This window comes from Pseudarthrobacter sp. NIBRBAC000502771 (assembly GCF_006517215.1).
GTDB lineage: Bacteria > Actinomycetota > Actinomycetes > Actinomycetales > Micrococcaceae > Arthrobacter > Arthrobacter niigatensis.
In genome coordinates this window covers 3,911,406-3,934,357 of the sequence record NZ_CP041187.1, presented here as the reverse complement: position 1 = coordinate 3,934,357, position 22,952 = coordinate 3,911,406, and the positions used below count along the sequence as shown (strand labels likewise).

The window sequence follows — 22,952 nt, the reverse complement described above, 5'->3', positions numbered from 1 at the left end:
CACAAAGGATCCTTCACCATGAGTTCAACCGGATCGAATACGGCTGCAGCCCGGACCGCCCGCATGGAGCGTGCCACCAGCGAGTCCTCGGTACTCGTGGAGATCAACCTGGACGGTACCGGAGTCTCGGACATCGACACCTCGGTGCCGTTCTACGACCACATGCTGACGGCCCTGTGCAAGCACTCCCTGATCGATATGACGGTCAAGGCCACCGGGGACACCCACATAGACGTCCACCACACCGTTGAGGATGTCGCCATCACCTTCGGTGAAGTCCTGCGGACGGCCCTCGGCAACAAAGCGGGCATCCGCCGGTTTGGCGAGGCCACGGTGCCGCTGGACGAGGCCCTCGCCAACGCGGTGGTGGACGTTTCCGGCCGCCCCTACCTGGTGCACGGCGGTGAGCCCGCCGGCCAGGAATACCACCTCATTGGCGGCCACTTCACCGGGTCCCTGACCCGCCATGTCTTTGAGGCCATCACGCTGCACGCCGGAATTTGCCTCCACATGAACGTGCTGGCCGGCCGGGACCCCCACCACATCGTCGAGGCCCAGTTCAAAGCCTTTGCGCGCGCGCTCCGCGCCGCCGTCGAACCGGATCCCCGGGTTGAGGGCATCCCCTCCACCAAGGGTGCCCTGTGAGCGGCCCGGAGCTGAAGGACGGGGCCATCATCGACCCCTCGGCGTCCCGCAGGCTGCCGTCGCCTGAGGGCAAGCCCACCGTCACGGTGCTGGACTACGGTTCCGGGAACGTCAGGTCCGCGGTGCGTGCCCTGGAACGCGCCGGCGCGGAAGTGATCCTGAGCGCCAAACCGGAGGACGTCCTGAACGCGGACGGCCTGGTGGTGCCCGGCGTCGGCGCATTCGAAACCGTGATGCGCGAACTCAAGGCCGTGGACGGCATCCGGCTCATCGGCCGGCGCGTGGCCGGCGGGCGCCCGGTACTTGGCATTTGCGTGGGCCTGCAGGTCCTGTTCGAAGCCGGCGTCGAACACGGCACTGAAGCCCAGGGCATCGGTGAATGGCCCGGAAAGGTGGAGGCCCTCCCGGCGGAGGTCGTACCCCACATGGGCTGGAACACCGTCAAGGTCCCCGAAGGCTCGAAGCTCTTTGCCGGCGTCGAAAACGAACGGTTCTACTTCGTGCACTCCTACGGCGTGCAGGAATGGAACTTCGAAGTCATCCAGCCGCGGATGGCACCGCCACTGGTGACCTGGTCCGAGCACGGCGGCCCGTTCATCGCGGCCGTGGAAAACGGCCCGCTCTGCGCAACCCAGTTCCACCCCGAAAAATCCGGCGATGCCGGCGCGCGGCTCCTGCGCAACTGGGTGGAGGGCCTGCGCAGGCCGGCCGGCGCCGATTCCGGCGGCCCTGCCAGCGCCGGCAGTGGCGCCTAGATGTGGTCCGTACTCCTGATGGGCCTCGCCGGCCTGCTGATTGGCGGCGGCATCTCGTTCCGGCAGCAGGCCAGGCCCCTGTGGCTCCAGGTGTCGTTCTACGCCCTGGCTGCCATGTCACTGGTTGCCGCCTACCTGCTCACGCTGCCGGGCAATTGACAGTCCGGGGGCGGCACGGAGCATAAACGGTTGCCGGCCGCCCCCGCTTTAGTCCCAACCGAAGAACCAACACCGAGGATGAGTATGACCACCGCACATGACCTGCCGGTACTTGAACTCCTGCCAGCCGTCGACGTTGTCAACGGCCAGGCCGTCCGGCTGGTCCAGGGCGAGGCGGGCAGCGAAACCAGCTACGGCACCCCCCTCGAAGCCGCGTTGAACTGGCAGCAGCAGGGTGCCGAATGGGTCCACCTGGTTGACCTTGACGCTGCTTTCGGGCGCGGTTCCAACGCCGACCTGCTCCGCGAGGTGGTGGGCCGGCTGGACATCAAGGTAGAGCTCTCGGGCGGCCTCCGCGACGATGAGACGCTGGAGGCAGCGCTCGACCTGGGCGTCGCCCGGGTCAACCTGGGGACCGCAGCACTGGAGAATCCCGACTGGACCGCGCGGGCCATCGAGCGCTTCGGCGACAAGATCGCCGTCGGACTGGACGTTCGGGGCACCACCCTGGCCGGCCGTGGCTGGACGAAGGAAGGCGGGGACCTGTGGGACGTCCTGGGCCGCCTGGAGGAGGCTGGCTGCGCCCGCTACGTAGTCACCGATGTGACCAAGGACGGCACCCTGCAGGGCCCGAACGTTGAACTCCTGCGCCAGATGGTGGAGAAGACCGGTAAGCCCGTGGTGGCGTCAGGCGGCATTTCCAGTTTGGACGACCTCAAAGTCCTCCGCTCGCTGGTCCCCTTGGGCGTCGAAGGCGCCATTGTGGGCAAGGCACTCTACGCCGGCGCCTTCACGCTGCCCGAAGCCCTCGACGTCGCCGGCCGCCGGTAGGCGCGGGGAAGCAGCCCGGCCATGCCCAGCTCCGAAGAACCGGTAAGCCCTCCCGCCCGCCAACTCCCCGGCCATATTGCGGCGGCCCTGGCCGGCGCCGGTGGTGCCACGGACTCCGCGGGCCAGCCATGGGCCGGCCGCAGCCTGGCTGGAGATGATGCGAAGATCCACAACTTCGAGGACGACGACGGAACGGCCGACGCCGGCTACCTCACCGCAATTGCCGCGCTCCGGGAGGGGCGGGGCGACGAGGCGGACGTCGTTGCCGCGCTGGCCACGGCCCGCGTGTTCATTCCCATCGTGGCCCAGCTCGCCGAAGAGGCCGGGACAGCGCATGGGCTGCACGCGGACAAGCAGGCGGACATGGCGCTGGTGACGCTGAAGGCCGCCGACGGCAGGACCGCGCTGCCGGCGTTCACTTCTGCGGCCGCACTGGCCGCATGGCATCCCGAGGCCCGGCCGGTCGCGGTCTATGCCGCCCGGGCGGCCCTCTCTGCGGTCGCCGAAGGGGCAGAACTCCTGGTACTGGATCCGGGTGCGGATGTAACCTTCGTGGTGCGCCGCCCCGGTGTCTGGGCCCTCGCCAAGCAGCACGCCTGGACCCCCTCCTACAGTGACCGGGCCCTCGCCGCCGAAATGGGCAACGCTGCCGCCGGCTTCGCGGCCGTCCGCGGCGTCGAACTGTTGCCCGGCAGGGGAGTCGTCGCCAGGGCGGCCGACGGGTCCCTGCTCCCCGGTGGCGGTACCGGGCCGGAACTGCAGGTGGTGCTGTACCTCGAGGACGGCCTGGACGCGGCCGGTGTCCAGGATCTGGTAGCCGGCCTGCAGGCCGAGTGGTCCCGGAATGTATTGTTTGGGGAGCGCGTCGATTCCCTGGAAATCAAACTGAGGCGCGCTCCCGACTAGCCGCCAGCCGGATGGGTGATCCCCAAGGGGCTGCGGCGCATCCTGAAGGACCGCTTTCGTGAATTTCGCTCTCTACCGGGAGTTGCTTGCCGTCCGGCCCATCCGCCGGCTGCTGCTGGTGGGCATGGTTGCCCGGATCCCGCACTCAGCCGCCGGTGTTCTGCTCACCCTGCACATCGTCCTTACCCTGGGCCAGGGCTATGCCGCCGCCGGTGCCGCCGCGGCTGTCATGACCATCGGCATTGCGTTGGGTGCGCCATGGCGCGGCAGGCGCGTGGACACGGCGGGGCTCCGGACCGCGCTCATCCCATCGGTGATCTCGGAGACGGTGATCTGGTCGGTGGTGCCGCACGTGTCCTACCAGTGGCTCCTTCCGCTGGTCTTCGTCGGCGGCCTGCTCACGCTCCCCATCTTCAGCGTGGTCCGGCAATCCCTGGGCGTCCTGGCGGAGGGCGAGCAGCGCCGCACCGCGTTTGCCCTCGACGCCATCACTACGGAGGTGGTCTTCATGATCGGCCCGGCGGCCGGCGCCGTGGTGGCCACCAGCGGCTTCACCACCGCAGGGCTAACGGTGGTGGGCGTTTCAACATCGCTGGCCGGCCTGTTCCTTATGTGGTTCAACCCGCCCACCCGCAGCGAAGGACTGAGCCTGGAGTGCGCGGCGGATGAGCAGCATGCCGCCGAGGCCGCGGTGGTGTCCACGGCCCCGGGGCATGTGCAGGAAGCCGCCGCGGAACTGGCGCCCGCCGGGGCGGCCACCAGCGCCGCGCAGGGCCTCAGGGGAAGACTGGCGGGCGGCTTTTCCTGGTTCACCGCAACAGTCGCGGCCCTCTTCGCCGTTGCCGCGGGCGCCGGAATGGTCCTCAGCGGCACCGACGTCGGCATTGTGGCCGCGCTGGAAATCGACGGCCACCAGAGCGAGATCGGGATCGTCTTCGTCTTCTGGTGCGCGGCTTCGGTGGTGGGCGGTTTGGTCTACGGGGCCATGCACCGGCCCATTCCGCCGATCTTCCTGCTGCTCGGCATGGCCGCGCTGACCCTGCCCATGGCCTTCGCCCACGACACCTGGACGCTTGCCTTTGTCTCCGTCCTGCCAGGGCTGCTGTGCGCCCCTGTGCTGTCCGCGGCCTCCGAAAAGGTCGCGGAGCTGGTCCCGGAGGAGCGGCGGGGGGAGGCAATGGGCTGGTACGGCTCCGCGTTGACCGCCGGAGTTGCGTTCGGTTCGCCGCTGGCCGGGGTCTTCATCGACGTCATGGGCCCTTCCGGCGGTTTCGTCTCCGTCGGAGCCGCCGGCGTGGTGCTCTGCGTCGTCGGGCTCGCGCTTCAGCAGCGGCGCCGCAGGCCGGCCCCTGGGTCTCCCGGCCAGCCGCTTTAAAATGCGACGGCGGGACGGCCCGCAAAGGGGGCGTCCCGCCGTCGGACGGTGCTTGGGGGAGTTGGGCTTTAGTTGACTGCCCCGGTGAACTTTTCGCCCGGACCCTTGCCCGGTGCATCCGGAATCAGCGACTCTTCGCGGAAGGCCAACTGCAGGGACCGCAGGCCGTCGCGCAAGGGTCCGGCGTGCTGGGACCCGATTTCCGGGGCGGCCGCGGTCACGAGGCCGGCCAGTGCGGTGATCAGCTTCCGGGCCTCGTCGAGGTCCTTGAGTTCGGCTGCGTTGTCCTCTTCGGCCAGGCCAAGCTTCACCGCTGCGGCGCTCATCAGGTGCACGGCCGCCGTGGTGATGACCTCGATGGCGGGAACTTCGGAGATGTCGCGGATCTGTTGTGAGACGTCTGCGCCTGCGTCGCCGGGCTCGAAGACGTATGAATTACTGTCTGGGGTGCTCATACTGGTAAGCTTGACACAGACCGACTGGATGTAGTTATTTCAGGGATTGTCCTAAACGATCAGGTTCCCAGCAGCGCTTCGCGGCGTTGACGGGAATTTTTTCTGTAGAATGGCATCCAGTTTGCAAGCGGAGTTCTCTCCCACCCGCGTCAGCCGTTGTCCCGCCCGTTCCTTTGGAACCCGCAGGGACGCAAGGTTGCCGGGTACCTGGTTGGGCATGGGCCGGCATTTGCCGGGACTGTGCACGTGCAGCCCTTAGCGGGTTGCCGGTCCAACCTCTTTGAGGCCTTCGATTGCTCCGGCAATTGGGGGCCTTCTTCATTTGCCGGACTCAACAACAAACACAGGAGCTTTAACATTAGCGAGCCAAGAATCAATGAGCGTATCCGCGTCCCCGAGGTGCGGCTGGTCGGCCCTGCAGGTGAACAGGTAGGAATCGTCCGTATTGAGGATGCCCTGCGCCTGGCTGCCGAGTCCGACCTTGATCTCGTTGAAGTTGCACCTCAGGCGAAGCCTCCGGTGTGCAAGCTGATGGACTTCGGCAAGTACAAGTACGAGGCCGCGGTCAAGGCACGTGAGGCCCGGAAGAACCAGACGAACACCGTTCTGAAGGAAATCCGCTTCCGCCTGAAGATCGACACCCACGATTACGAGACCAAGCGCGGCCACGCCCTGCGCTTCCTCGGTGCCGGGGACAAGGTCAAGGCCATGATCCAGTTCCGTGGCCGTGAGCAGCAGCGTCCGGAGATGGGCATCCGCCTGCTCCAGCGCTTCGCGGACGACGTCGCCGAAGTCGGCGTGGTGGAGTCCAGCCCCCGCATCGACGGCCGCAACATGGTCATGGTGGTTGGCCCGCTGAAGAACAAGGCTGAGGCCAAGGCGGAGGCACGCCGGGCAACCCAGCGCGCCGAGGCCAAGGCCCAGAACGAAGCCAAGGCTGCAGGACGCGTTGACACCTCCGGCCAGGACCAGACCCCCATGACGCAGTCACTGGCGGACCTCCTGCCGGAAGGCTTCACCGTGTCCACCGAGCCGGAGGCACCTGCCACCGACAACGCTCCGGCCGAAGCGCCTGCTGCCGCTCCTGAGCAGGACGCTCCGCAGCAGGAGGCTCCGAAGCAGGAAGCGCCCAAGGCGCAGGCTCCGAAGCAGGAGGCCCCCAAGGCTCCGGCTCCGAAGCAGGAAGCCCCCAAGGCTCCGGCTCCGAAGCAGGAAGCGCCGAAGGCTGCTGCACCGAAGGCCGCCGCGCCGGCGCCCAAGCCTGCAGCTGCCGCCAAGCCGGAAGCGGCTGCGCCGAAGCCGGCCGGTGTGCCTGCGCCGCCCAAGCCGGTGGCCAGGCCTGCTGCACCGAAGCCTGCTGCACGTCCTGCCCCCAAGGCAGTGCCGAAGCCGGCCGGTAAGAAGACCAACTAGTTCACAGCTGCCGGGCCTGTTCCGGCAGTCAGCAACCAGCATGCTGCCCGCGGGGGTGGCTGCGCGATAGAACTGCCGGCCCTCGGGCCCGCAGAAACGTAAGGAGATCGGTTCCCATGCCGAAGATGAAGACCCACAGTGGTGCTAAGAAGCGCTTCAAGCTGACCGGCAGCGGCAAGCTGCGCCGCCAGCAGGCCAACCGCCGCCACTACCTGGAGCACAAGTCCAGCCGCCTGACCCGCCGCCTTGCCGGCGACAAGATCGTCTTCAAGGGCGACGCCAAGGTCATCCGGAAGATGCTCGGCATCTAGTTTCCAAGTTTATTGATGGACCGCCCGCCGGTGGTCCGTCACCTGCCAAACAGCCTTCTCAGGCCGCCGGGACACCGGCAACAGATGCTTGGGATCAGATTTTCGAAGGAGTACGCACGTGGCACGTGTGAAGAGGGCGGTCAACGCCCACAAGAAGCGCCGGGTTGTTCTTGAACGGGCGAAGGGTTACCGCGGACAGCGTTCGCGCCTGTACCGCAAGGCCAAAGAGCAGCTGCTGCACTCGTTTGTGTACAGCTACGGTGACCGCAAGAAGAAGAAGGGCGACTTCCGCCGCCTGTGGATTCAGCGCATCAACGCTGCGTCCCGCGCCAATGGCCTCACCTACAACCGCCTCATCCAGGGCCTGAAGGCCGCCGAGGTTGAGGTTGACCGCCGCATGCTGGCCGAGCTTGCCGTCTCCGACGCCAACGCTTTCGCCGCACTGGTCCAGGTGGCCAAGGACTCCCTGCCGGCAGACACCTCCGCCAAGAAGGTTGCCGCAGCCTAGCAGCCGCTGCCGCCCCTCGCCTGAGGGGCCAGTTCAGGAACTGGAAGCGTCAGCTACTACAGTTCTTGTATGAACGAATCCGGGCGCCCGCAAGATCTTCCACTGTCCAACCCCCGAGCCGATCGGGTCAGGGACGTGGCAAAGCTTGCAGGGCGCCCGGCCCGTTTAAAGCGCGGCCAGTTCCTTGCGGAGGGGCCGCAGGCTGTCCGGGAAGCCCTCAAGCTCCACCAGCAGCGCCTCGCGGCGGGAGCGCCCGGAGTGGTCACCGAGGTCTTCGCCAGCGAAAGCTGCCTGGACCGCTTCCCCGAATTCGAAGAGCTTGCCGAAGGCACCAACGCCCGGCTGGCCACCGACGAGGTCCTGGCAGCCATGGCGGACACCGTCAACCCGCAGGGAATCGTGGCCGTCTGCAGGTTCGTGGACGTTGCCTTGGCGGACGTGCTCGACGCCGGCCCGCGCCTGATTGCCGTGCTGTGCCAGGTCCGGGACCCGGGAAACGCAGGCACCGTGCTGCGTGCGGCCGATTCGGCGGGCGCGGACGCCGTCATCTTCACAGCGTCCAGCGTTGATATCTACAACCCCAAGGCTGTCCGCTCCACCGCGGGGTCGCTGTTCCATCTGCCGGTCGTCCTGGCCGCAGATCCCGCGGAACTTGCTGCCGCCTGCAAGGCCCGGGGCATCGGCGTCCTCGCTGCCGACGGTTACGGGCAGCTGGACCTCGATGTCCTGCAGGACGAGAACGCCCGCCGCAGGCTCACCGGAGCCGGCCCCGGATCTGACTACGACCTCGCTGCACCGACCGCCTGGTTCTTTGGGAACGAGGCCCAGGGGCTCTCCGAGGAGGAGCTTGAACTGGCGGACCACCGGGTTGCTGTTCCGGTGTACGGCGCGGCCGAAAGCCTCAATCTTGGGACCGCAGCCACCGTGTGCCTCTACGCCAGCGCCCGTTCCCAGCGCCGGCCCGCCCCGCTCGACCAGGACCACAACGGCTAGTGCGTCCGGGCACAAAGAAAGGCCCCGGAAATCCGGGGCCCATTGAGTGTTGCTGGACAGATTAATCAGGGTGCGCGAGTGGCTTTCCCGCGTCCGGTGACGGCTCCGTAGATGCCGGCGACAACCAGGCCGCCAACAATAGCGAGAATCCAGGTGCCGAGGTCGAAGAAGGCAAGATCGCCCTTGTTGAACAGGAGGCTGCCAATCCAGCCGCCAACGATGGCTCCAACGACACCCAGGATGAGGCTGGTGACCCAGCCGCCGCCGACCCGTCCGGGCATAACGGCCTTAACGATGGCCCCGACAATCAGGCCCAGGATAATCCAAGCAAGAAAACCCATGTCTCCTCCTTATTGTGACCGGGATTAATAGTCCCGATGAGCCTCAAGCTAACATACCCACCCGGCAAAGTCAGTAGCTCCAAAGCGGGCGTTGCCGCATCGTTAAGACCCGTCACGGGAGGTCTGTTCACTGCTGCCGCACCGGCGAAGGGACGGCCGGGACCAGAGCCCGGGCCGCTCAGGCAGCGAGCGGCCTTTTGCGTTCCAGCAGTCCGCTGAGCAGGGCGACGCCGAAGCCGAGGACCGCAAGGACAGCGCCCACCAGCGCGGGGGCGACGAAGCCCCACCCGAGCGCAATGACAAGCCCCCCGAGGAATGCGCCGAGTGCGTTGGCAACGTTCAGCGCGGCATGGTTGAGGGACGATGCCAGCGACGGTGCGTCGGGCGAGGCGTCGAGGAGGCGGGTCTGGAGTGCCGGGATCAGCATGGAGCCGGAGGCGCCCACCACGAATACCATCACCATGGCGCTCCACGGCCAGTGGGCTGCCACCGCGTAAACCACCAGGGCCACGGCAATGGCCGGGAGGACGCGGTAGAGCGTGCCCATCACGGATTTGTCGGCCAGCCTGCCCCCCACGATGTTTCCGGCCACCATGCCCAACCCGTAGAGAGCCACCACCAGGGGGAGCAGCCCCGACGGGATGCCGGCAACAGCCGTCATGGTGTGCGCGATGTAGGTGTAGGTGGCGAAGAAGCCGCCGAAGCCGACGATGCCCACCAGGAGGGCCAGCCAGACCTGGAGCCGCTTGAGGGCGCCGAGTTCACGGCGGATGCTCGCGTCAGGGTGCGCGGCCTGGAACGGGACAAACTTCCACACCATTAGCAGTGCCACCAGGCCGATGGCGCCCACCAGGACAAACAGCAGGCGCCAGCCGAAAGTCTGGCCCAGCCACGTGGCGAACGGTACGCCCACCACGTTGGAGACGCTGAGGCCGGCCATGACCATGGAGATGGCCCAGCCCCGCCGGGTGGGGGGCACCAAGGATGCAGCGATCACGGCGGCAACTCCGAAGAACGCCCCGTGGGGCAGCCCGGCGGCAAAGCGGGACACGAGCATCGACCCGTAGTCGGGGGCCATGAATGAGGTCAGGTTGGCCACCGTGAAGAGCAGCAGCAGGCCCAGGGCCAGGCTCTTGCGGGGCAGTTTGGCGCCGACGGCGGCCAGCAGCGGAGCCCCGACCACCACTCCCAGCGCGTAGGCGGAGATCAGGTGCCCGGCTTCAGGGGTGCTGATCCCAAGGCCCTGCTCCACTTCCTTGAGCAGGCCCATCATGGTGAACTCGGTGACGCCGATGCCCACGCCACCCATGGCCAGCGCAAAGATGGCCATGCCGACGCGGGGAGTCGTGGTGCGGGCTGCCGTGGACGGGGAGAGGACGCTGCTCATATGCCTGCTTTTCTGAAGGTGGAACCGGAAAGGGGACGGACGCCACGGCAATGGGGCAGGAAGGTCCGGACAGTGGGGCAAACCCTGGGGGGCGGGCCACTATTCCCCCTGAGGGAGATGCCGTTCCGGGCCCCTCCCATTGTCGCCCATAGAATGGGGCGGTGACTGGACTGATACAGGTGGTTGGCGGGGCAGTAGTGGATACGCTGGCCAATCCGGGGGCGTTGCTGGTGGCACGGCGGAGCGCTCCGGAGCATTTGGCCGGGCTGTGGGAGTTCCCGGGCGGCAAGGTGGAACCCGGTGAGGCTCCCAAAGCGGCGCTGGTGCGCGAACTGGCCGAGGAGTTGGGAATCGGCGTGCGGCTGGGAGCAGAGCTGCCGGCGGAAACCCCGGCCGGCTGGCGCCTCAACGACCGGGCCAGCATGAGGGTGTGGTTCGCCGAGGTGGCCAGTGGCGAACCCGCGCCGCTTGAAGACCATGACGAACTGCGCTGGATCCGGCTGGAGGACCACGCCGCTGTCCTTGGCCTGCCTTGGATACCGGCCGACTATCCGATTGTGCACGCACTCCTGGACTCTGTGTCGGCGCTGGTGCCGCAGTCCCCGGTAGAGGACCGGCCTGCAGGCGGGGCCAACGCCAAAACCGGCTAAAAGAGGGAACCCTGCACGGCTGTCCCGGCCACCGAAGAAGTCGTCGCGGGGGAGCCTGCAAGGGGTCCGCCGGGAACCGCGGTGGGAATGCTCCCCGCCGGGTACGCCGCTTCCTCGGCCCGTGGATCGTCAAGGTCCCTGTGGCTGAAGCCGGAGGAGTGCGTAAAGCCGTAGCGGGCCTTGAAGTAGCGGACCTTGCCCGCAAGCCACGTCCGGTACTCCTTGGATGCATAGGAACCGGTGCCGTAGAGCCGCCGGTAGCGCCCGGCCAGTTCAGGATGGTTGGCGGCGATCCACTTCATGAACCATTCCCTGGTGCCCGGCTTCAGGTACAGGGCGCCGGCGGTGACGCCGGTTGCTCCGGCGGCGGCCAGGGAAGCGAACAGGGCATCCAGGGCTTCGTCGCTGTCGGAGAGCCACGGCAGGATGGGCATGGCCATCACACCACACGGGAGCCCGGCTTCGCGCAGCCGGGACACCAGCCTCAGCCGCGCCCTGGGCCCGGGAGTGCCGGGTTCGATGGCCTCGGAGAGAGCTTCGTCGGTCATGGCCAGGGAGATGCCAAGTCCCACGGGTACCTGGGCAGCGGCGCGCTTGAGCAAGGGAATGTCACGTGCCAGCAGGGTCCCCTTGGTGAGGATGGACAGGGGAGTGCCGGATTCCGCCAGGGCATTGATGATGCCAGGCATGAGGCGGTACCTGCCCTCGGCCCGCTGGTAGGGGTCGGTGTTGGTGCCCAGCGCCACCTGCTGGCGCGTCCAGGAGGCCTTGTTAAGTTCCTTCCGGAGGACTTCCGGGGCGTTGACCTTCACCACCACCTGGCTGTCGAAGTCCATGCCGGCGTCGAAGTCCAGGTAGGTGTGGCTCTTGCGGGCAAAGCAGTAGACGCAGGCGTGGCTGCAGCCGCGGTAGGGATTCACTGTCCACTCGAAAGGCATCTTCGATCCCGCCGGGACCCTGTTGAGCACAGATTTTGCGGTGACCTCGTGGAACGTGATCCCGGCGAACTCGGGGGTGGTGACGGACCGGACCAGACCGGCCAGCGGAAGCAGCGCGGGACCGGGTCCTCCTGCGGCATCCGGCGTGGGTACCAGTGCTTGCGCTTCCCATCTCATGGCACCATTCGAAAACATGTTCGAATTTAAGTCAAGGCGCCACGCAGTCCAGCCCAGGCGAAACAACGGCTCGACGCGGCGGGTACGGCTGCGGGCTAGGGCAGCAGCTCCCAGGTGACGGTGACGGCTGCCTCCACCCGGTTCAGGCCCAACTCAACCTGTGGCCCTTCCATGGCGGATGCCCGCTGCAAACCGGCAAGCGGCACCGGTTCCGGGGCCGGGCGCTGGTCGGTGACGGACAGGACACTGCCCAGGCCGGCCGAGGCCAATGCGGCATACTGCGCAGCGGAACTGAGCGCGTCCTGCCATGCAGCGTCACGGGCCTGTGCCCGGACCACCGAGTCGTCCGAAAGGACCAGCTGCAGGCTGTTGAGGCGGACATTGTCCCCGGCCGTGTGGACGGCTGCGGAAACGGTGGCGGCCGCGCTGCCTGGGTCCCGCAGCCTGACCGCGAGGCTGCTGGAGGCTATGTAGCCCACAAGCCGCTGGCCTTCACCGTCCCGCCAGGCGAGGTCGGCGCGGACAGCAAGGCCCGCCGAGCGGATATCGTCCGGCCCAACACCCCGGCTGCGGAGGGCCGAGCCAACTGCCGCCAGGTCCTTGCCTGCTGCCGCGTAAGCTTCAACGACCGATTCGGCGCGGCACTCGACACCTATGGAGACAAGCATCAGGTCCGGTGCGGCTTCCGCCCATCCGGTCCCCGTGACGGTGATGGTCCCCGGATCCCGGCTGGCCTGCGGGTCGCGGCCCGTCACGGATGCCTCGCCGCCCGGAGCGGGTAGCCGCCGGCGGCCAGGCCGGCCCGACGCTCAAAGATGTTGGCTGTCCCCGGATTGCCGGTCCGCAGCACGGACCAGCCGGCGGCCACCAGGTATAGGGGGATGAAGGGCAGCCCCAGGCACCACGCGTACTGGCTGCAATGCCGTTCCTCGTGTCCCAGCAGGGCAGGCCGGGACAACAGGTCCTCGGCCGTGCCGCGGCACAGCACCACGTTGCCCAGGGTGTAGGCGCCGGCGAAAGGCAGCCGCCAGCGGTAGCCGGCCGCAATGATCAGCCCGCGCGGGCCGTGCCTGATGTGTGTCCTGGCGGCAAGGGCGACGGCGAGCCCGGCCAGGGTGCTCCCGTTGAGGAGGTTAGCTGCCCGCCTGAGCCGCTGGGCCGTCGTCGGGCCATTCACCGAACCTGCGTGCTGCCGCAAAGTCATGAGGCCATGGTAACTGGAGGGTTCTACTAGACTGGAGGGCAGTGGCCGCCGGTCCTTCCGGCGAGCCCTGACCTGGTCATTGAATGACACTGACGTTCAGCGCATTCATCCATGACCTGCCGGCGACGGACGGGCCGCGCGGGAAACCGTGCATGGCTGACCGGCTGCCGGCAGCCACGACTCGTAGCTAAGAACAGTAGATGACTGAAACTTTGCCGGGCGCCGCCATCCCGAACCCCACGGATGAGGCCGCCATCAACGCCGCTGTAGACCAGGCCATCACCGCCATCGCCGGTGCGGCCACCCTTGACGAGCTGAAGGCGGTACGCCTTGCCCACAGCGGCGAGAAATCCCCGCTCAGCCTTGCCAACCGCGAAATCGGCCGGTTGCCCAAGGACCAGAAGGCGCTCGCCGGAAAGCTCATGGGTGCCTCCCGCGGCCGGGTCAACAAGGCGCTCGCCGAGCGCGCCGAAGTGCTCGAAGCCGAGAACGACGCCCGGATCCTGGTCGAGGAAACCGTTGACGTCACCGCCGCCCCCCGCCGCCGCCGCGCCGGTGCGCGCCACCCGCTGTCCACCCTGCAGGACCGCGTCGCGGACATCTTCGTGGGCATGGGCTGGGAGATCGCCGAAGGCCCCGAAGTGGAATCCGAATGGTTCAACTTCGACGCCCTGAACTTCAAGCCCGACCACCCGGCCCGCGAAATGCAGGACACCTTCTTCGTGGAGCCGCCCGAAGCCCACCTGCTGATGCGCACGCACACCTCCCCGGTGCAGGTCCGCTCCATGCTGGAGCGCGAAGTTCCCATCTATGTGCTCTGCCCGGGCAAGGTGTTCCGCACCGATGAACTGGACGCCACCCACACCCCGGTGTTCCACCAGTTCGAAGGCCTGGCCATCGACAAGGGCCTGTCCATGGCGGACCTGCTCGGCACCCTGGAGCACTTCACCCGCCAGATGTTCGGTGAGGAGGCAAAGGTCCGCCTGCGGCCCAACTACTTCCCGTTCACCGAGCCGTCCGCCGAGCTGGACATCTTCCACCCCGGCGCCAAGGGCGGCCCGCGCTGGATCGAGTGGGGCGGCTGCGGCATGGTCAACCCCAACGTCCTGCGCGCCGCCGGCATCGATCCGGACGTCTATTCAGGTTTTGCCTTCGGCATGGGCATCGAGCGTGCCCTCATGTTCCGCAACGAGGTTGCCGACATGCACGACATGATCGAAGGCGATGTACGGTTCAGCGAGCACTTCGGGATGGAGATCTAACAGTGCGTATCCCACTTTCCTGGCTGCGGGAATTCGCAGCAGTACCGGCCGGAGCAACGGCCGAAGACGTCATGGAAGAACTGGTCAAGGTCGGCTTTGAAGAAGAAGCCGTCCACCGCCCCACGGACACCCTCCAGGGCCCCGTGGTGGTGGGCCAGGTCCTGAGCCTGGTCAAGGAACCGCAGACCAACGGCAAGACCATCAACTGGTGCCAGGTCCGGGTTGTCCCCGAAGGCAAGGAACAGACCCTCACTGGGGACGGCATCGACCCGTCCGGCGTCCAGGGCATCATCTGCGGCGCGCACAACTTCGTTGAGGGCGACAAAGTGGTGGTCACGCTGCCAGGCGCCGTACTGCCCGGCGACTTCCGCATCTCCGCCCGCAAGACGTACGGCCACCTGTCCGCCGGCATGATCGCCTCGGTCCGCGAACTGGGGATCGGCGAGGACCACGACGGCATCCTGGTGCTTTCCCGCATCGGGCTGGACCCAGAGGTGGGCACCGACGCCATGGAGCTCCTGGGCCTCTACGACCAGGCGGCCGAAATCAACGTCACCCCCGACCGCGGCTACGCCTTCTCCATCCGCGGCGTCGCCCGCGAATACGCGCATGCCACCGGCACCGCCTTCACGGATCCCGCCTCCAGGGTCCAGGCACCGGCCGAACTTTCCGGCGGCTACGGCGTCAAGCTCAACGACGACGCCCCCATCTACGGCAAAGCCGGCTGCGACCGGTTCGTGGCCCGCACGGTGCGCGGCGTGGACGCCACCCGGCCCACCCCGCCGTGGATGGTCTCCCGGCTCCGGCTCGCCGGCATCCGCTCCATCTCCCTGCCCGTGGATATCTCCAACTACGTCATGCTCGAACTCGGCCAGCCCACGCACTGCTATGACCTGGACAAGCTCTCCGGCGACATCGTGGTGCGCCGCGCAACCGCAGGGGAGAAGATCACCACCCTGGACGGCAAGGAACGCACCCTTGACGCCGAGGACCTGCTCATCACTGACAACTCCGGGGCCATCGGCATCGCAGGTGTCATGGGCGGCGCGGCCACCGAGGTGAGCGACTCGACGTCGAACATCCTGGTTGAGGCGGCGCACTTTGACGACGTCTCCATCGGGCGTTCCCGGCGCCGGCACAAACTGCCGTCCGAGGCGTCCAAGCGGTTCGAGCGGGGCGTGGACTGGCAGGTGGCCGGCGTCGCCGCCCAACGCGTGGTTGACCTCCTGGTGGAACTGGCCGGCGGCACCGCTGACGAAGCGGGAACCGACGTCGGGACCGCCCCGGACACCGTCACCATCGAGCTGCCCGCAGGCTTCGCCGCTGCACGGATCGGCATCGACTTCACTGGGCAGCAGATTGTCACGTCCCTCGAGGACCTGGGCGCCGTGGTAGCAAAGAACGACGCCGGGTGGACGGTTACGCCGCCGAGCTGGCGCAGCGACTTGGAGACCAAGGAAGACCTCACCGAGGAAATCGCCCGGCTGGTGGGCTACGACAAGATCCCCGCCACCCTGCCGGTCGCCCCTCCGGGCCGTGGCCTGACCCGCGTTCAGCAGCAGCGCCGCCGCCTCATCCAGGCTCTGGCGGACGCCGGACTCACAGAGGTCCTGTCCTACCCCTTCGTGTCCAAGGCGGCCAACGACACGTTCGGCGTGGCTGACGAAGGAGGGGCGCGGACCGCCCTCAAGCTGGCCAATCCGATCAGCGAGGAGCACGGCTACCTGCGCACGTCCATCCTGCCTGGACTGATCGAGGTGGCCAAGCGCAACCACTCCCGGGGCTTCCGGGACCTGGCCCTGTTTGAATCCGGCCTGGTGTTCCTGCCGGAGGGGACCGTGGGAACTGCTGACATCCCGCCGCTGGGCGCCAAACCTGCCGATGAGGTTCTGGACGCACTGTACGACGGCGTCCCGAACCAGCCATTCCACATCGCGGCGGTCCTCACCGGCCACGATTCCCCGGCCGCCGCGAACCACACGCCCCGCGTGTGGGACTGGGCCGACGCACTGGACGTAGCCCGCCTTGCCGGCGATGTGCTGGGAGTGGACCTGGTGGTCAGCCAGGGCAGCCACCAGGCGTTCCACCCCGGCCGCACCGCCCGGCTGGCGCTGCGCACGGGGGAGACCATAGGCTATGCCGGCGAACTGCACCCCAAGCTGCTGGCCGCCTCGGACATGCCTGCCCGTTCGGTGGCACTGGAACTTGACGCCGATGCCCTGTTCGAGGCCGCACCCGATGTGATTGTGGTGCGCCACATTTCCACGTTCCCGGTGGCCACCCAGGACGTGGCGCTCGTGGTCCCGGCCGACGTACCGGCAGACGACGTCCTTGCCGCCCTGCGGGAAGGCGCCGGAGAGCTGCTGGAAGACGTGGCACTGTTCGACGTTTACGCCGGCAAGGGCATTGAGGACGGCAAGAAGTCGCTGGCCTTCGGGCTCCGGTTCCGGGCCGCCGACCGCACCCTGACCGCGGACGAGGCCTCGGCAGCGCGTGAAGGCGCCGTGGCCCTGGCAGCGGAACGCTTCGGAGCCGTCCAGCGCTAGATACTGTTCGGAGCAGGAAGGGCGGGTCATGGCGCAATGTGAAATGCGTGCAGTCCCGCCCTTCCTGCTGCCCGGGGAAGCGGCCGCGGTGCAGCGGGACGCCGAACGCCTCCTGGACAGCGCCGAACTCACGCGGGCCGCGGCCATGGCACCTGCCGCGGGCTGGATGTTCCTTGCCGGCCGCGTTTCCCAGAGGGTCTTTGCAGGCCAATTGCTCTCAGTTCCCGCCGCAGACCTCACCGTGGCCTACAGCTGCCCGCAGTGCGGAACAGGCCCCGGTCTCGGCCACGGCCGGCCGGGATACAGCTACCGGGGTGCCCCTGTGCCCCTGGCGCTGAGCCTGTCCCGGGCCGGTGGCTGGACGCTGCTCGCGGCTGTGGTGGACGCCTCCCCTGGAACGCGGCTGGGCGCCGACATCGAGGAGCCGGCCCGTACCGGCTTCGACGGGTTTGACGAGGTGGCCCTGACGCCCGCGGAGCGGCGGACCCTCCGGGACGTCAAGGCCGAACTGCTGCCGGCGGCGAGGGCGAGGCTCTGGACACGCAAGGAAGCCTGGCTGAAAATGGCTGGCGACGGGCTCCGCACTGCTCCTTCCACCGTGGATGTGCGGGAACGTCCCGGCCTGCGTGACCTGGACCCGGCCGAAGCCGGGTTGCCTCCACACTTTGCGGCCGCCGTCGCGCTTTCCGTGCGCGCTCAGGCCAGCGGCAGTGGCGGCAGCGGCTCCTCGTAAAGCCAGGGGTGCAGCAGCGTCTCCGCATCGACGGCCGTGGCACCACTGACGGCCACGATGAAATCCTGCGTGGTGACCGAGCCGTGCCTGTGGCCGGCGGTCCATTCCTGCAGCACCGCGAAGAAAGCGAGGTCGCCCACGGCCATCCGGACCGCGTGCACGGCCAGCGCGCCGCGCTTGTAGACACGGTCGTCGAACATCCGCTCAGGACCGGGATCGCCCACCAGGATGTCCTGGTCCTCCGCCGCCAGCCTGCGCCAGGCCGCCGCGGCCCGCTCAGCCACGCTCATAACGCCTGCCTCCTCGGACCAGATCCACTCGGCATAGCAGGCGAAGCCCTCGTGCAGCCAGATGTCCTGCCACCCGGCAGCGGTCAGGGAATTGCCGAACCACTGGTGCGACAGCTCATGCGCAATCAGCCGCTGGGACTCCCACTCCAGGTCCAGGTGGTTGGGCCCCAGGATGGCCAGCGACTGGGCCTCCAGCGGAATCTCCAGTTCGTCATCCGTTACCACCACCGTGTAACCGGGGAACGGATAGGGCCCGAAGCAACTGCTGAACGTGCGCATCATGGCCGGCTGCCAGGCCAATCCCGCGATGGCACGCTCTGCCAGCGCGGGGGAGACGGCCACGGATTGCGGAACTGGCATCCCGTGCCGTCCACTGTCCAGCGCCAGCAGTGCGTAGCGGCCAATCTGCACCGTGGCCAGGTACGCGGCCATCGGCTCCGACTGTTCGTAGACCCAGGTTTCCCGGCTGGCGCGGGGAGTATGCGATTGCAGAACGCCGTTGCACACCACCCGGTAGTTCGCTTCAGTGGTGACCGTGAACCGGTAGCTGGCCTTGTCCCCGGAGTGGTCGTTGCACGGGAACCAGGAGGGCGCACCGTTGGGTTGCCCGGCCACCAGGACACCGTCCGTAAGTTCCTCCCAGCCCACCTCGCCCCACGGCCCGCGGCGGGGCCTCGGACTGCCCTCGTAGCGCACCTCCAGGGTGAAGGGCTGTTCGGGTTCGAAGGGGCGCGGCGCAGTCACCACCAGCTGCCCGGCCCGCTGGCTGAACCGGAGCGGCTTGCGGCCATCCAGCAGGACCTTCGTTGCCCGCAGGCCAACAAGGTCCAGGACAATGGCCGACGTCGGAGCGCAGGTCACGCCGTGCAGCACCGCTTTGCCGCTGAGACGGTTGCTGGCCACGCGGTAGTCCAGGTCCAGTTCGTACCGCTCGACGCGGAAGGCATGTGTCCCGGCGCCGGGCAGGTACGGGTCCGGGGAGGTTCCGGCGGCTGCGGGAGTAGTGCCCCGGGCGGCTGATGCTGAAGAACTCATGGGACCTTCGGTTAGGTGGCAGACGGCGATCCGGGCCCGCTCCATGGGCTGACCGGGTTACCCATCCAGTACGTTGCGGCGGGCACTGCTTCGCCGCGCATCACCAAGGATGCCGGCCCCACCGTTCCGCCTGCGCCGATGCTGGCCTGGGGGAGGATGACCCCGTGCGGGCCCATGGTGGCCCCGTCCTCGAGCGTAACAGCGTCAATGCTCATGACCCGGTCGTGGAACAGGTGCGTCTGCACCACGCAGCCCCGGTTGACCGTGGAATTCCTGCCAAGGGCCACCAGGTCGGCCTCAGGCAGCCAGTAGCTCTCGCACCATGTGCCGCTGCCGATTTTCGCCCCGAGCGCCCGCAGCCACCAGACCAGCGCCGGGGTGCCCGACGCTGCCCGGGCGAACCACGGCGCCGTGACCAGTTCGATGAAACTGTCCACCACTTCGTTCCGCCAGATAAAGGAGCTCCACAGTGGATGTTCGCCGGGGCGGATCCGCCCCACCAGGACCCACTTCGCGGCGACGGACGCCGCTGCTGCCACAAGGCCCGCCAGCAGCATTACGACGCCGGTGAGCAGGGCGGCGGCGGCGTAGCCCCAGGTCGCTGCGATCCAGTCGAAGGCCAGCATGGTGCCGGCCGCAATGGCGACCGTGAGCATGACAGGCAGGAAGCGGCCCAGTTCCCACAGGGAGCGGGCGACTTTCAGCCGCGCCGGGGGCTGGAAAGTGCGCGAATCGTCGGAGGCGATCGCGGTCCGCCGCAAGCGGACGGGCGGGCTGCCCAGCCAGGAGGTGCCGGATTTTGCCTTCGCCGGTGTAGCGGACAGGACGGCTACGAGTGAGTTCTTGGGAACGCTGCGGCCGGCGGCGGTCATGCCCGAATTGCCCAGAAACGACCTTTTGCCGATCTTTGCCGGTGCCACCCGCAGCCAGCCGCCGTCGAGCTCGTAGGAAGCCACCATGGTGTCATCGGCGAGGAACGCCCCTTCACCCACGGTGGTCATCTTCGGGATCAGGAGCACCGTGGAGGCCTCCACGTTCCTTCCGACCTTGGCGCCCAGCAGGCGCAGCCATACCGGCGTGAACAGGCTCGCGTAGATGGGGAAGAGCAGGTCCCTGGCCAGGTCCAGGACCCGCTCGGTGGCCCAGATCTGCCAGCCCACCCGGCTGCGGATCCGGTAGTAGCCCTCCGTGATCCCGGTGGACAGGAGGCGCGTGGCAACCAGGACCAGAACGGCGTTCGTGGCGAACCACACCAGTGATGCCGGGGCTAGGGCCGCCAGCAGCCGGGGGAGGGCCCCGGTCAGCGAGGTACTGCCCTGGATGAAGGTGAACGCGACCCACAGCGCGGCGGCAGCAGACAGGTACGGCATGAAGGACAGGCCCGCAGACGCCAGGGCAAATCCGGCAAACCAGGCACGTGCGGCAAACCTGCCCTGGGCCGGGGCACTTGGCACGCTGTGCTTGGCCTTGCCCTGCCGGCGGGCCGGTGAACCTGCCGCAAGTTGGCCTGCCTTCACCTTCCCCAGCACCGCGGAACCTGCTTCCACCTGCGACCCGGCCCCGATCGAGGCGCCGGGCATCAGCGTGCTGCGCGCACCCACGCTGGCGCCGCGGCCAATGCGGATGGCCCCGATGTGCACGTCGTCGCCGTCGATCCACCAGCCCGACAGGTCCACCTCCGGTTCCACGTTGGCTCCGCTGCCCAGCGTCAGCAGTCCCGTGACGGGCGGCAGCGAATGAAGCTGGACGTCCTGGCCGATCTTCGCCCCCAGCGCCCGGGCATAGTACGGCACCCACGGCGCACTGGCGAGGCTGATGGCTCCTGCCAGGTCCTGGATCTGTTCCGCAAGCCACAACCGCAGGTGGACGCGCCCGGACCGGGGATAGATGCCTGGCCTGACGCCGCGGAGGAGGAGCCTTGCAGCCGCGATGGACAGCAGCATTCGTCCGGCCGGGCTGACGAAGACCAGCCAGGACGCCGCCACCCACCACCATGAAATGGTTGGTGCGGCCGTAAATCCGGCGAGTCCTGCCAGCAGGTTGTTGACGGCCATGAGGTAGGTCAGCCACCGCATGCCCACCAGGATGTGCAGCGGCACGCCCATCAGCGTCTGGAAGACCTGCGACTTCCTGGCAGTTGGCCGCACCGTCCGCTCCCGCGCCGGAGCGGAGTCGCCGCCCTGGTTGACTTGCCGCGCCAGCTCCACCAGCGCCCCCACCCTCGGCGTCGCGTAGACGTCGGCCACCGTGATGGTGGGGTAGCGGGCCCTCAGCGCGGAGACCAGCTGGGCGGCGGACAGCGAACCGCCGCCGTAGGCGAAGAAGTCGGCGTCCAGCGAGGTGACGGGGCTGCCCAGCACGCTGCTCCATTGCTCCACGATCCACCCGGCATCATCCGGAAGGTTCAAGGGAGCCGCATCCGCCTCTGCGGCGCCCGCACCCGCCAGCGGCCACGGCAGGGCGTGCCTGTCCACTTTTCCGCTGGTCTTGGTGGGCACCGAGTCAACAGTCGTCAACAACGGCACCAGCGCCGCCGGAAGGCTTGCCGCCAGCTGTTCCCGTGCCGCACCCAGGTCCATGTCATGGCCCGGGGCGGAGGCAAGGTAGCCCACCAGGATTTGGTTGCCTGCCGCGGTGGTCTGCACGGCGGCCGCGGCGCCGGCCACCCCGGGGAGGGCCTGCATGGCTGCGTCGATCTCACCGAGTTCGATCCGGCGGCCGCCCAGCTTGACCTGATCGTCCGCGCGGCCCTGGAAGATCAGACCTGCCTGTTCGAACCGCACGAGGTCGCCCGAGCGGTAAGCCCGGTCCCACCCCAGGCTGGGCATCGGGGCGTACTTTTCCGCATCCTTGGCCGGGTCCAGATAGCGGGCCAGGCCCACCCCGCCGATGATCAGTTCACCCGTTCCGCCCTCGGGCACCGGAACGCCGGCGGCATCGACAACGGCAAGGTCCCAACCCGCCAGGGGCAGCCCGATCCGTATTGGTCCAGGCCCGCCCAGCGGCGCCGCGCAGGCCACTACCGTCGCTTCCGTGGGCCCGTACGTGTTCCAGACTTCCCTGCCCTCCACGGCCAGGCGTTCGGCGAGTTCCGGCGGGCAGGCTTCGCCGCCGAAGATCAGGAGGCGGACGTTTTCGAGGGATTCCGCGGGCCACAGTGCTGCGAGCGTGGGCACGGTGGAGACGGCGGTGATTGCGTGGTTGATCAGCCAGGGGCCTAGGTCCATGCCGGTGCGGACGAGGGCGCGCGGTGCGGGTACCAGGCAGGCGCCGTGGCGCCAGGCGAGCCACATTTCCTCGCAGGAAGCGTCGAAGGCAACCGAAAGGCCGGCCAGGACGCGGTCCTGCGGGCCCAGCGGATCATCCTGGAGGAACAGCCGGGCCTCCGCATCGACGAAGGCTGCAGCCGACCGGTGCCGGACGGCCACCCCTTTGGGCGTTCCCGTGGACCCCGACGTGAAGATGATCCAGGCGTCGTCCCCGGGTTCGGGCGGGCGCGCACCCTTGAACGGGCCGCTGCGTACCGTGCCCGCCGGCCCTGGCTCGATCGAGCCCCCGGCCCCAAGGATCGCTGCCACCCCGGCTTCGCCAAACACGAGCCGGGCCCGTTCTTCGGGATCGTCCGCATCCACGGGAACGTAGGCCGCGCCCACCAGGAGGATGGCAAGGATGGAGACGTACAGTTCGCTGGTTCCGGACGGGATCCGCACGCCGATCCTGTCACCGGCGCCCAGTCCGGCAAGGTGGAGCCGGCGTCCCGTGGCTCGGACCTCGTCCAGCAATTGGGCGTAACTGAGCGACGTGCGGCCGTCGTCCAGGGCCGAGGCGTCGGGAAACCGTGCGGCCGTGTCCTGCAGCACATCAATCAGGGTGCGGGCAGGCGGTGCCGCGGGAGCCCCGGCCAGCTGGGGTCGGTGGACGGCAATGCCGTGGCCGGCGTCCCCGGACGCCTGGTCCCGGCCACCGGCTCCTGCGCCGTCCCGGATGATGCTGGCTGGCTCCACGCCGGAACCGGAATCCCCGAAGGGGACCTGCTGC

General features: G+C 68.2%; 22 protein-coding genes. 14 read left to right on the top strand and 8 right to left on the bottom strand.

Going from position 1 to position 22,952, the window contains the following annotated elements:
* Window positions 1-18: 18 nt before the first annotated feature.
* From hisB to NIBR502771_RS18290, 6 genes are all read left to right on the top strand, one after another.
* Window positions 19-645 (top strand): imidazoleglycerol-phosphate dehydratase HisB, encoded by a 627-nt coding sequence (gene hisB, locus NIBR502771_RS18310; protein ID WP_141160952.1) that lies wholly within the window; start codon window positions 19-21, stop codon window positions 643-645.
* Complete coding sequence (gene hisH / locus NIBR502771_RS18305) at window positions 642-1,400, top strand: imidazole glycerol phosphate synthase subunit HisH (protein ID WP_141160951.1); 759 nt, start codon at window positions 642-644, stop codon at window positions 1,398-1,400. The genes hisB and hisH overlap by 4 nt, the downstream gene beginning before the upstream one ends.
* Entirely contained in the window at window positions 1,401-1,559 is a 159-nt protein-coding gene (locus NIBR502771_RS20790; protein WP_168223112.1) for a hypothetical protein, read from the top strand. It abuts the gene before it with no gap.
* Window positions 1,560-1,643: 84 nt separating this feature from the next.
* Window positions 1,644-2,390 carry a bifunctional 1-(5-phosphoribosyl)-5-((5-phosphoribosylamino)methylideneamino)imidazole-4-carboxamide isomerase/phosphoribosylanthranilate isomerase PriA gene (gene priA / locus NIBR502771_RS18300; RefSeq protein ID WP_141160950.1) on the top strand — a complete coding sequence of 249 codons (747 nt, stop codon included), beginning with the start codon at window positions 1,644-1,646 and terminating at the stop codon, window positions 2,388-2,390.
* 21 nt (window positions 2,391-2,411) lie between these two features.
* Entirely contained in the window at window positions 2,412-3,296 is an 885-nt protein-coding gene (locus tag NIBR502771_RS18295; RefSeq protein ID WP_141160949.1) for an SseB family protein, read from the top strand.
* Between the two features lie 58 nt (window positions 3,297-3,354).
* The gene (locus NIBR502771_RS18290; protein ID WP_141160948.1) at window positions 3,355-4,671 is read left to right on the top strand and encodes an MFS transporter; all 1,317 of its coding nucleotides are present in this window, start codon (window positions 3,355-3,357) and stop codon (window positions 4,669-4,671) included.
* Window positions 4,672-4,739: 68 nt separating this feature from the next.
* Here the strand turns inward: NIBR502771_RS18290 and NIBR502771_RS18285 are convergent, their stop codons facing one another.
* On the bottom strand, window positions 4,740-5,126 hold the full coding sequence (locus NIBR502771_RS18285; RefSeq protein WP_141160947.1) for a DUF1844 domain-containing protein: 387 nt from the start codon (window positions 5,124-5,126) through the stop codon (window positions 4,740-4,742).
* 399 nt (window positions 5,127-5,525) lie between these two features.
* On the opposite strand from NIBR502771_RS18285, the gene infC reads away from it, so the two are divergent.
* The 4 genes from infC (at window position 5,526) to NIBR502771_RS18265 (ending at window position 8,351) form a co-directional block, all read left to right on the top strand.
* Window positions 5,526-6,539 carry a translation initiation factor IF-3 gene (infC, locus tag NIBR502771_RS18280; protein WP_246839727.1) on the top strand — a complete coding sequence of 338 codons (1,014 nt, stop codon included), beginning with the start codon at window positions 5,526-5,528 and terminating at the stop codon, window positions 6,537-6,539.
* A 116-nt stretch (window positions 6,540-6,655) separates the two neighbouring features.
* On the top strand, window positions 6,656-6,850 hold the full coding sequence (gene rpmI / locus NIBR502771_RS18275) for a 50S ribosomal protein L35 (protein ID WP_009358635.1): 195 nt from the start codon (window positions 6,656-6,658) through the stop codon (window positions 6,848-6,850).
* Window positions 6,851-6,968: 118 nt separating this feature from the next.
* Entirely contained in the window at window positions 6,969-7,358 is a 390-nt protein-coding gene (gene rplT / locus NIBR502771_RS18270; RefSeq protein WP_018763610.1) for a 50S ribosomal protein L20, read from the top strand.
* Between the two features lie 69 nt (window positions 7,359-7,427).
* A complete protein-coding gene (locus tag NIBR502771_RS18265; RefSeq protein WP_141160946.1) occupies window positions 7,428-8,351 on the top strand; it encodes an RNA methyltransferase in 924 nt (307 codons plus the stop codon).
* Between the two features lie 65 nt (window positions 8,352-8,416).
* On the opposite strand, the gene NIBR502771_RS18260 is transcribed toward NIBR502771_RS18265, so the two are convergent.
* Both NIBR502771_RS18260 and NIBR502771_RS18255 read right to left on the bottom strand, forming a co-directional pair.
* Window positions 8,417-8,692 carry a GlsB/YeaQ/YmgE family stress response membrane protein gene (locus NIBR502771_RS18260; protein ID WP_141160945.1) on the bottom strand — a complete coding sequence of 92 codons (276 nt, stop codon included), beginning with the start codon at window positions 8,690-8,692 and terminating at the stop codon, window positions 8,417-8,419.
* 178 nt (window positions 8,693-8,870) lie between these two features.
* Window positions 8,871-10,079, bottom strand: a complete 1,209-nt coding sequence (locus NIBR502771_RS18255; RefSeq protein WP_141160944.1) for an MFS transporter — start codon at window positions 10,077-10,079, stop codon at window positions 8,871-8,873.
* Window positions 10,080-10,240: 161 nt separating this feature from the next.
* Between NIBR502771_RS18255 and NIBR502771_RS18250 the strand changes: the two genes are divergently transcribed.
* Window positions 10,241-10,729, top strand: a complete 489-nt coding sequence (locus tag NIBR502771_RS18250) for a (deoxy)nucleoside triphosphate pyrophosphohydrolase (RefSeq protein ID WP_141160943.1) — start codon at window positions 10,241-10,243, stop codon at window positions 10,727-10,729.
* Here the strand turns inward: NIBR502771_RS18250 and NIBR502771_RS18245 are convergent.
* The 3 genes from NIBR502771_RS18245 to NIBR502771_RS18235 all read right to left on the bottom strand — a co-directional run bounded on the left by NIBR502771_RS18245 (window position 10,726) and on the right by NIBR502771_RS18235 (window position 13,048).
* Entirely contained in the window at window positions 10,726-11,844 is a 1,119-nt protein-coding gene (locus tag NIBR502771_RS18245) for an Rv2578c family radical SAM protein (protein WP_141160942.1), read from the bottom strand. The genes NIBR502771_RS18250 and NIBR502771_RS18245 overlap by 4 nt on opposite strands.
* Window positions 11,845-11,939: 95 nt before the next feature.
* On the bottom strand, window positions 11,940-12,599 hold the full coding sequence (locus NIBR502771_RS18240) for an SIMPL domain-containing protein (RefSeq protein ID WP_246839726.1): 660 nt from the start codon (window positions 12,597-12,599) through the stop codon (window positions 11,940-11,942).
* Window positions 12,596-13,048 carry a hypothetical protein gene (locus NIBR502771_RS18235; RefSeq protein ID WP_141160941.1) on the bottom strand — a complete coding sequence of 151 codons (453 nt, stop codon included), beginning with the start codon at window positions 13,046-13,048 and terminating at the stop codon, window positions 12,596-12,598. The genes NIBR502771_RS18240 and NIBR502771_RS18235 overlap by 4 nt, the downstream gene beginning before the upstream one ends.
* Window positions 13,049-13,248: 200 nt before the next feature.
* Between NIBR502771_RS18235 and pheS the strand changes: the two genes are divergently transcribed.
* The 3 genes from pheS to NIBR502771_RS18220 are packed head-to-tail and all read left to right on the top strand — an operon-like array spanning window position 13,249 to window position 17,589.
* A complete protein-coding gene (pheS, locus tag NIBR502771_RS18230) occupies window positions 13,249-14,310 on the top strand; it encodes a phenylalanine--tRNA ligase subunit alpha (protein ID WP_141160940.1) in 1,062 nt (353 codons plus the stop codon).
* Window positions 14,311-14,312: 2 nt separating this feature from the next.
* The gene (pheT, locus tag NIBR502771_RS18225) at window positions 14,313-16,856 is read left to right on the top strand and encodes a phenylalanine--tRNA ligase subunit beta (RefSeq protein ID WP_141160939.1); all 2,544 of its coding nucleotides are present in this window, start codon (window positions 14,313-14,315) and stop codon (window positions 16,854-16,856) included.
* A 28-nt stretch (window positions 16,857-16,884) separates the two neighbouring features.
* Entirely contained in the window at window positions 16,885-17,589 is a 705-nt protein-coding gene (locus tag NIBR502771_RS18220; RefSeq protein ID WP_246839725.1) for a 4'-phosphopantetheinyl transferase superfamily protein, read from the top strand.
* On the opposite strand, the gene NIBR502771_RS18215 is transcribed toward NIBR502771_RS18220, so the two are convergent.
* The gene (locus NIBR502771_RS18215) at window positions 17,553-18,914 is read right to left on the bottom strand and encodes a M1 family metallopeptidase (RefSeq protein WP_141160938.1); all 1,362 of its coding nucleotides are present in this window, start codon (window positions 18,912-18,914) and stop codon (window positions 17,553-17,555) included. The two genes, NIBR502771_RS18220 and NIBR502771_RS18215, sit on opposite strands and share 37 nt — an antisense overlap.
* Before the next feature lie 11 nt (window positions 18,915-18,925).
* A complete protein-coding gene (locus tag NIBR502771_RS18210; RefSeq protein WP_141161622.1) occupies window positions 18,926-22,840 on the bottom strand; it encodes a Pls/PosA family non-ribosomal peptide synthetase in 3,915 nt (1,304 codons plus the stop codon).
* Window positions 22,841-22,952 lie beyond the last annotated feature (112 nt).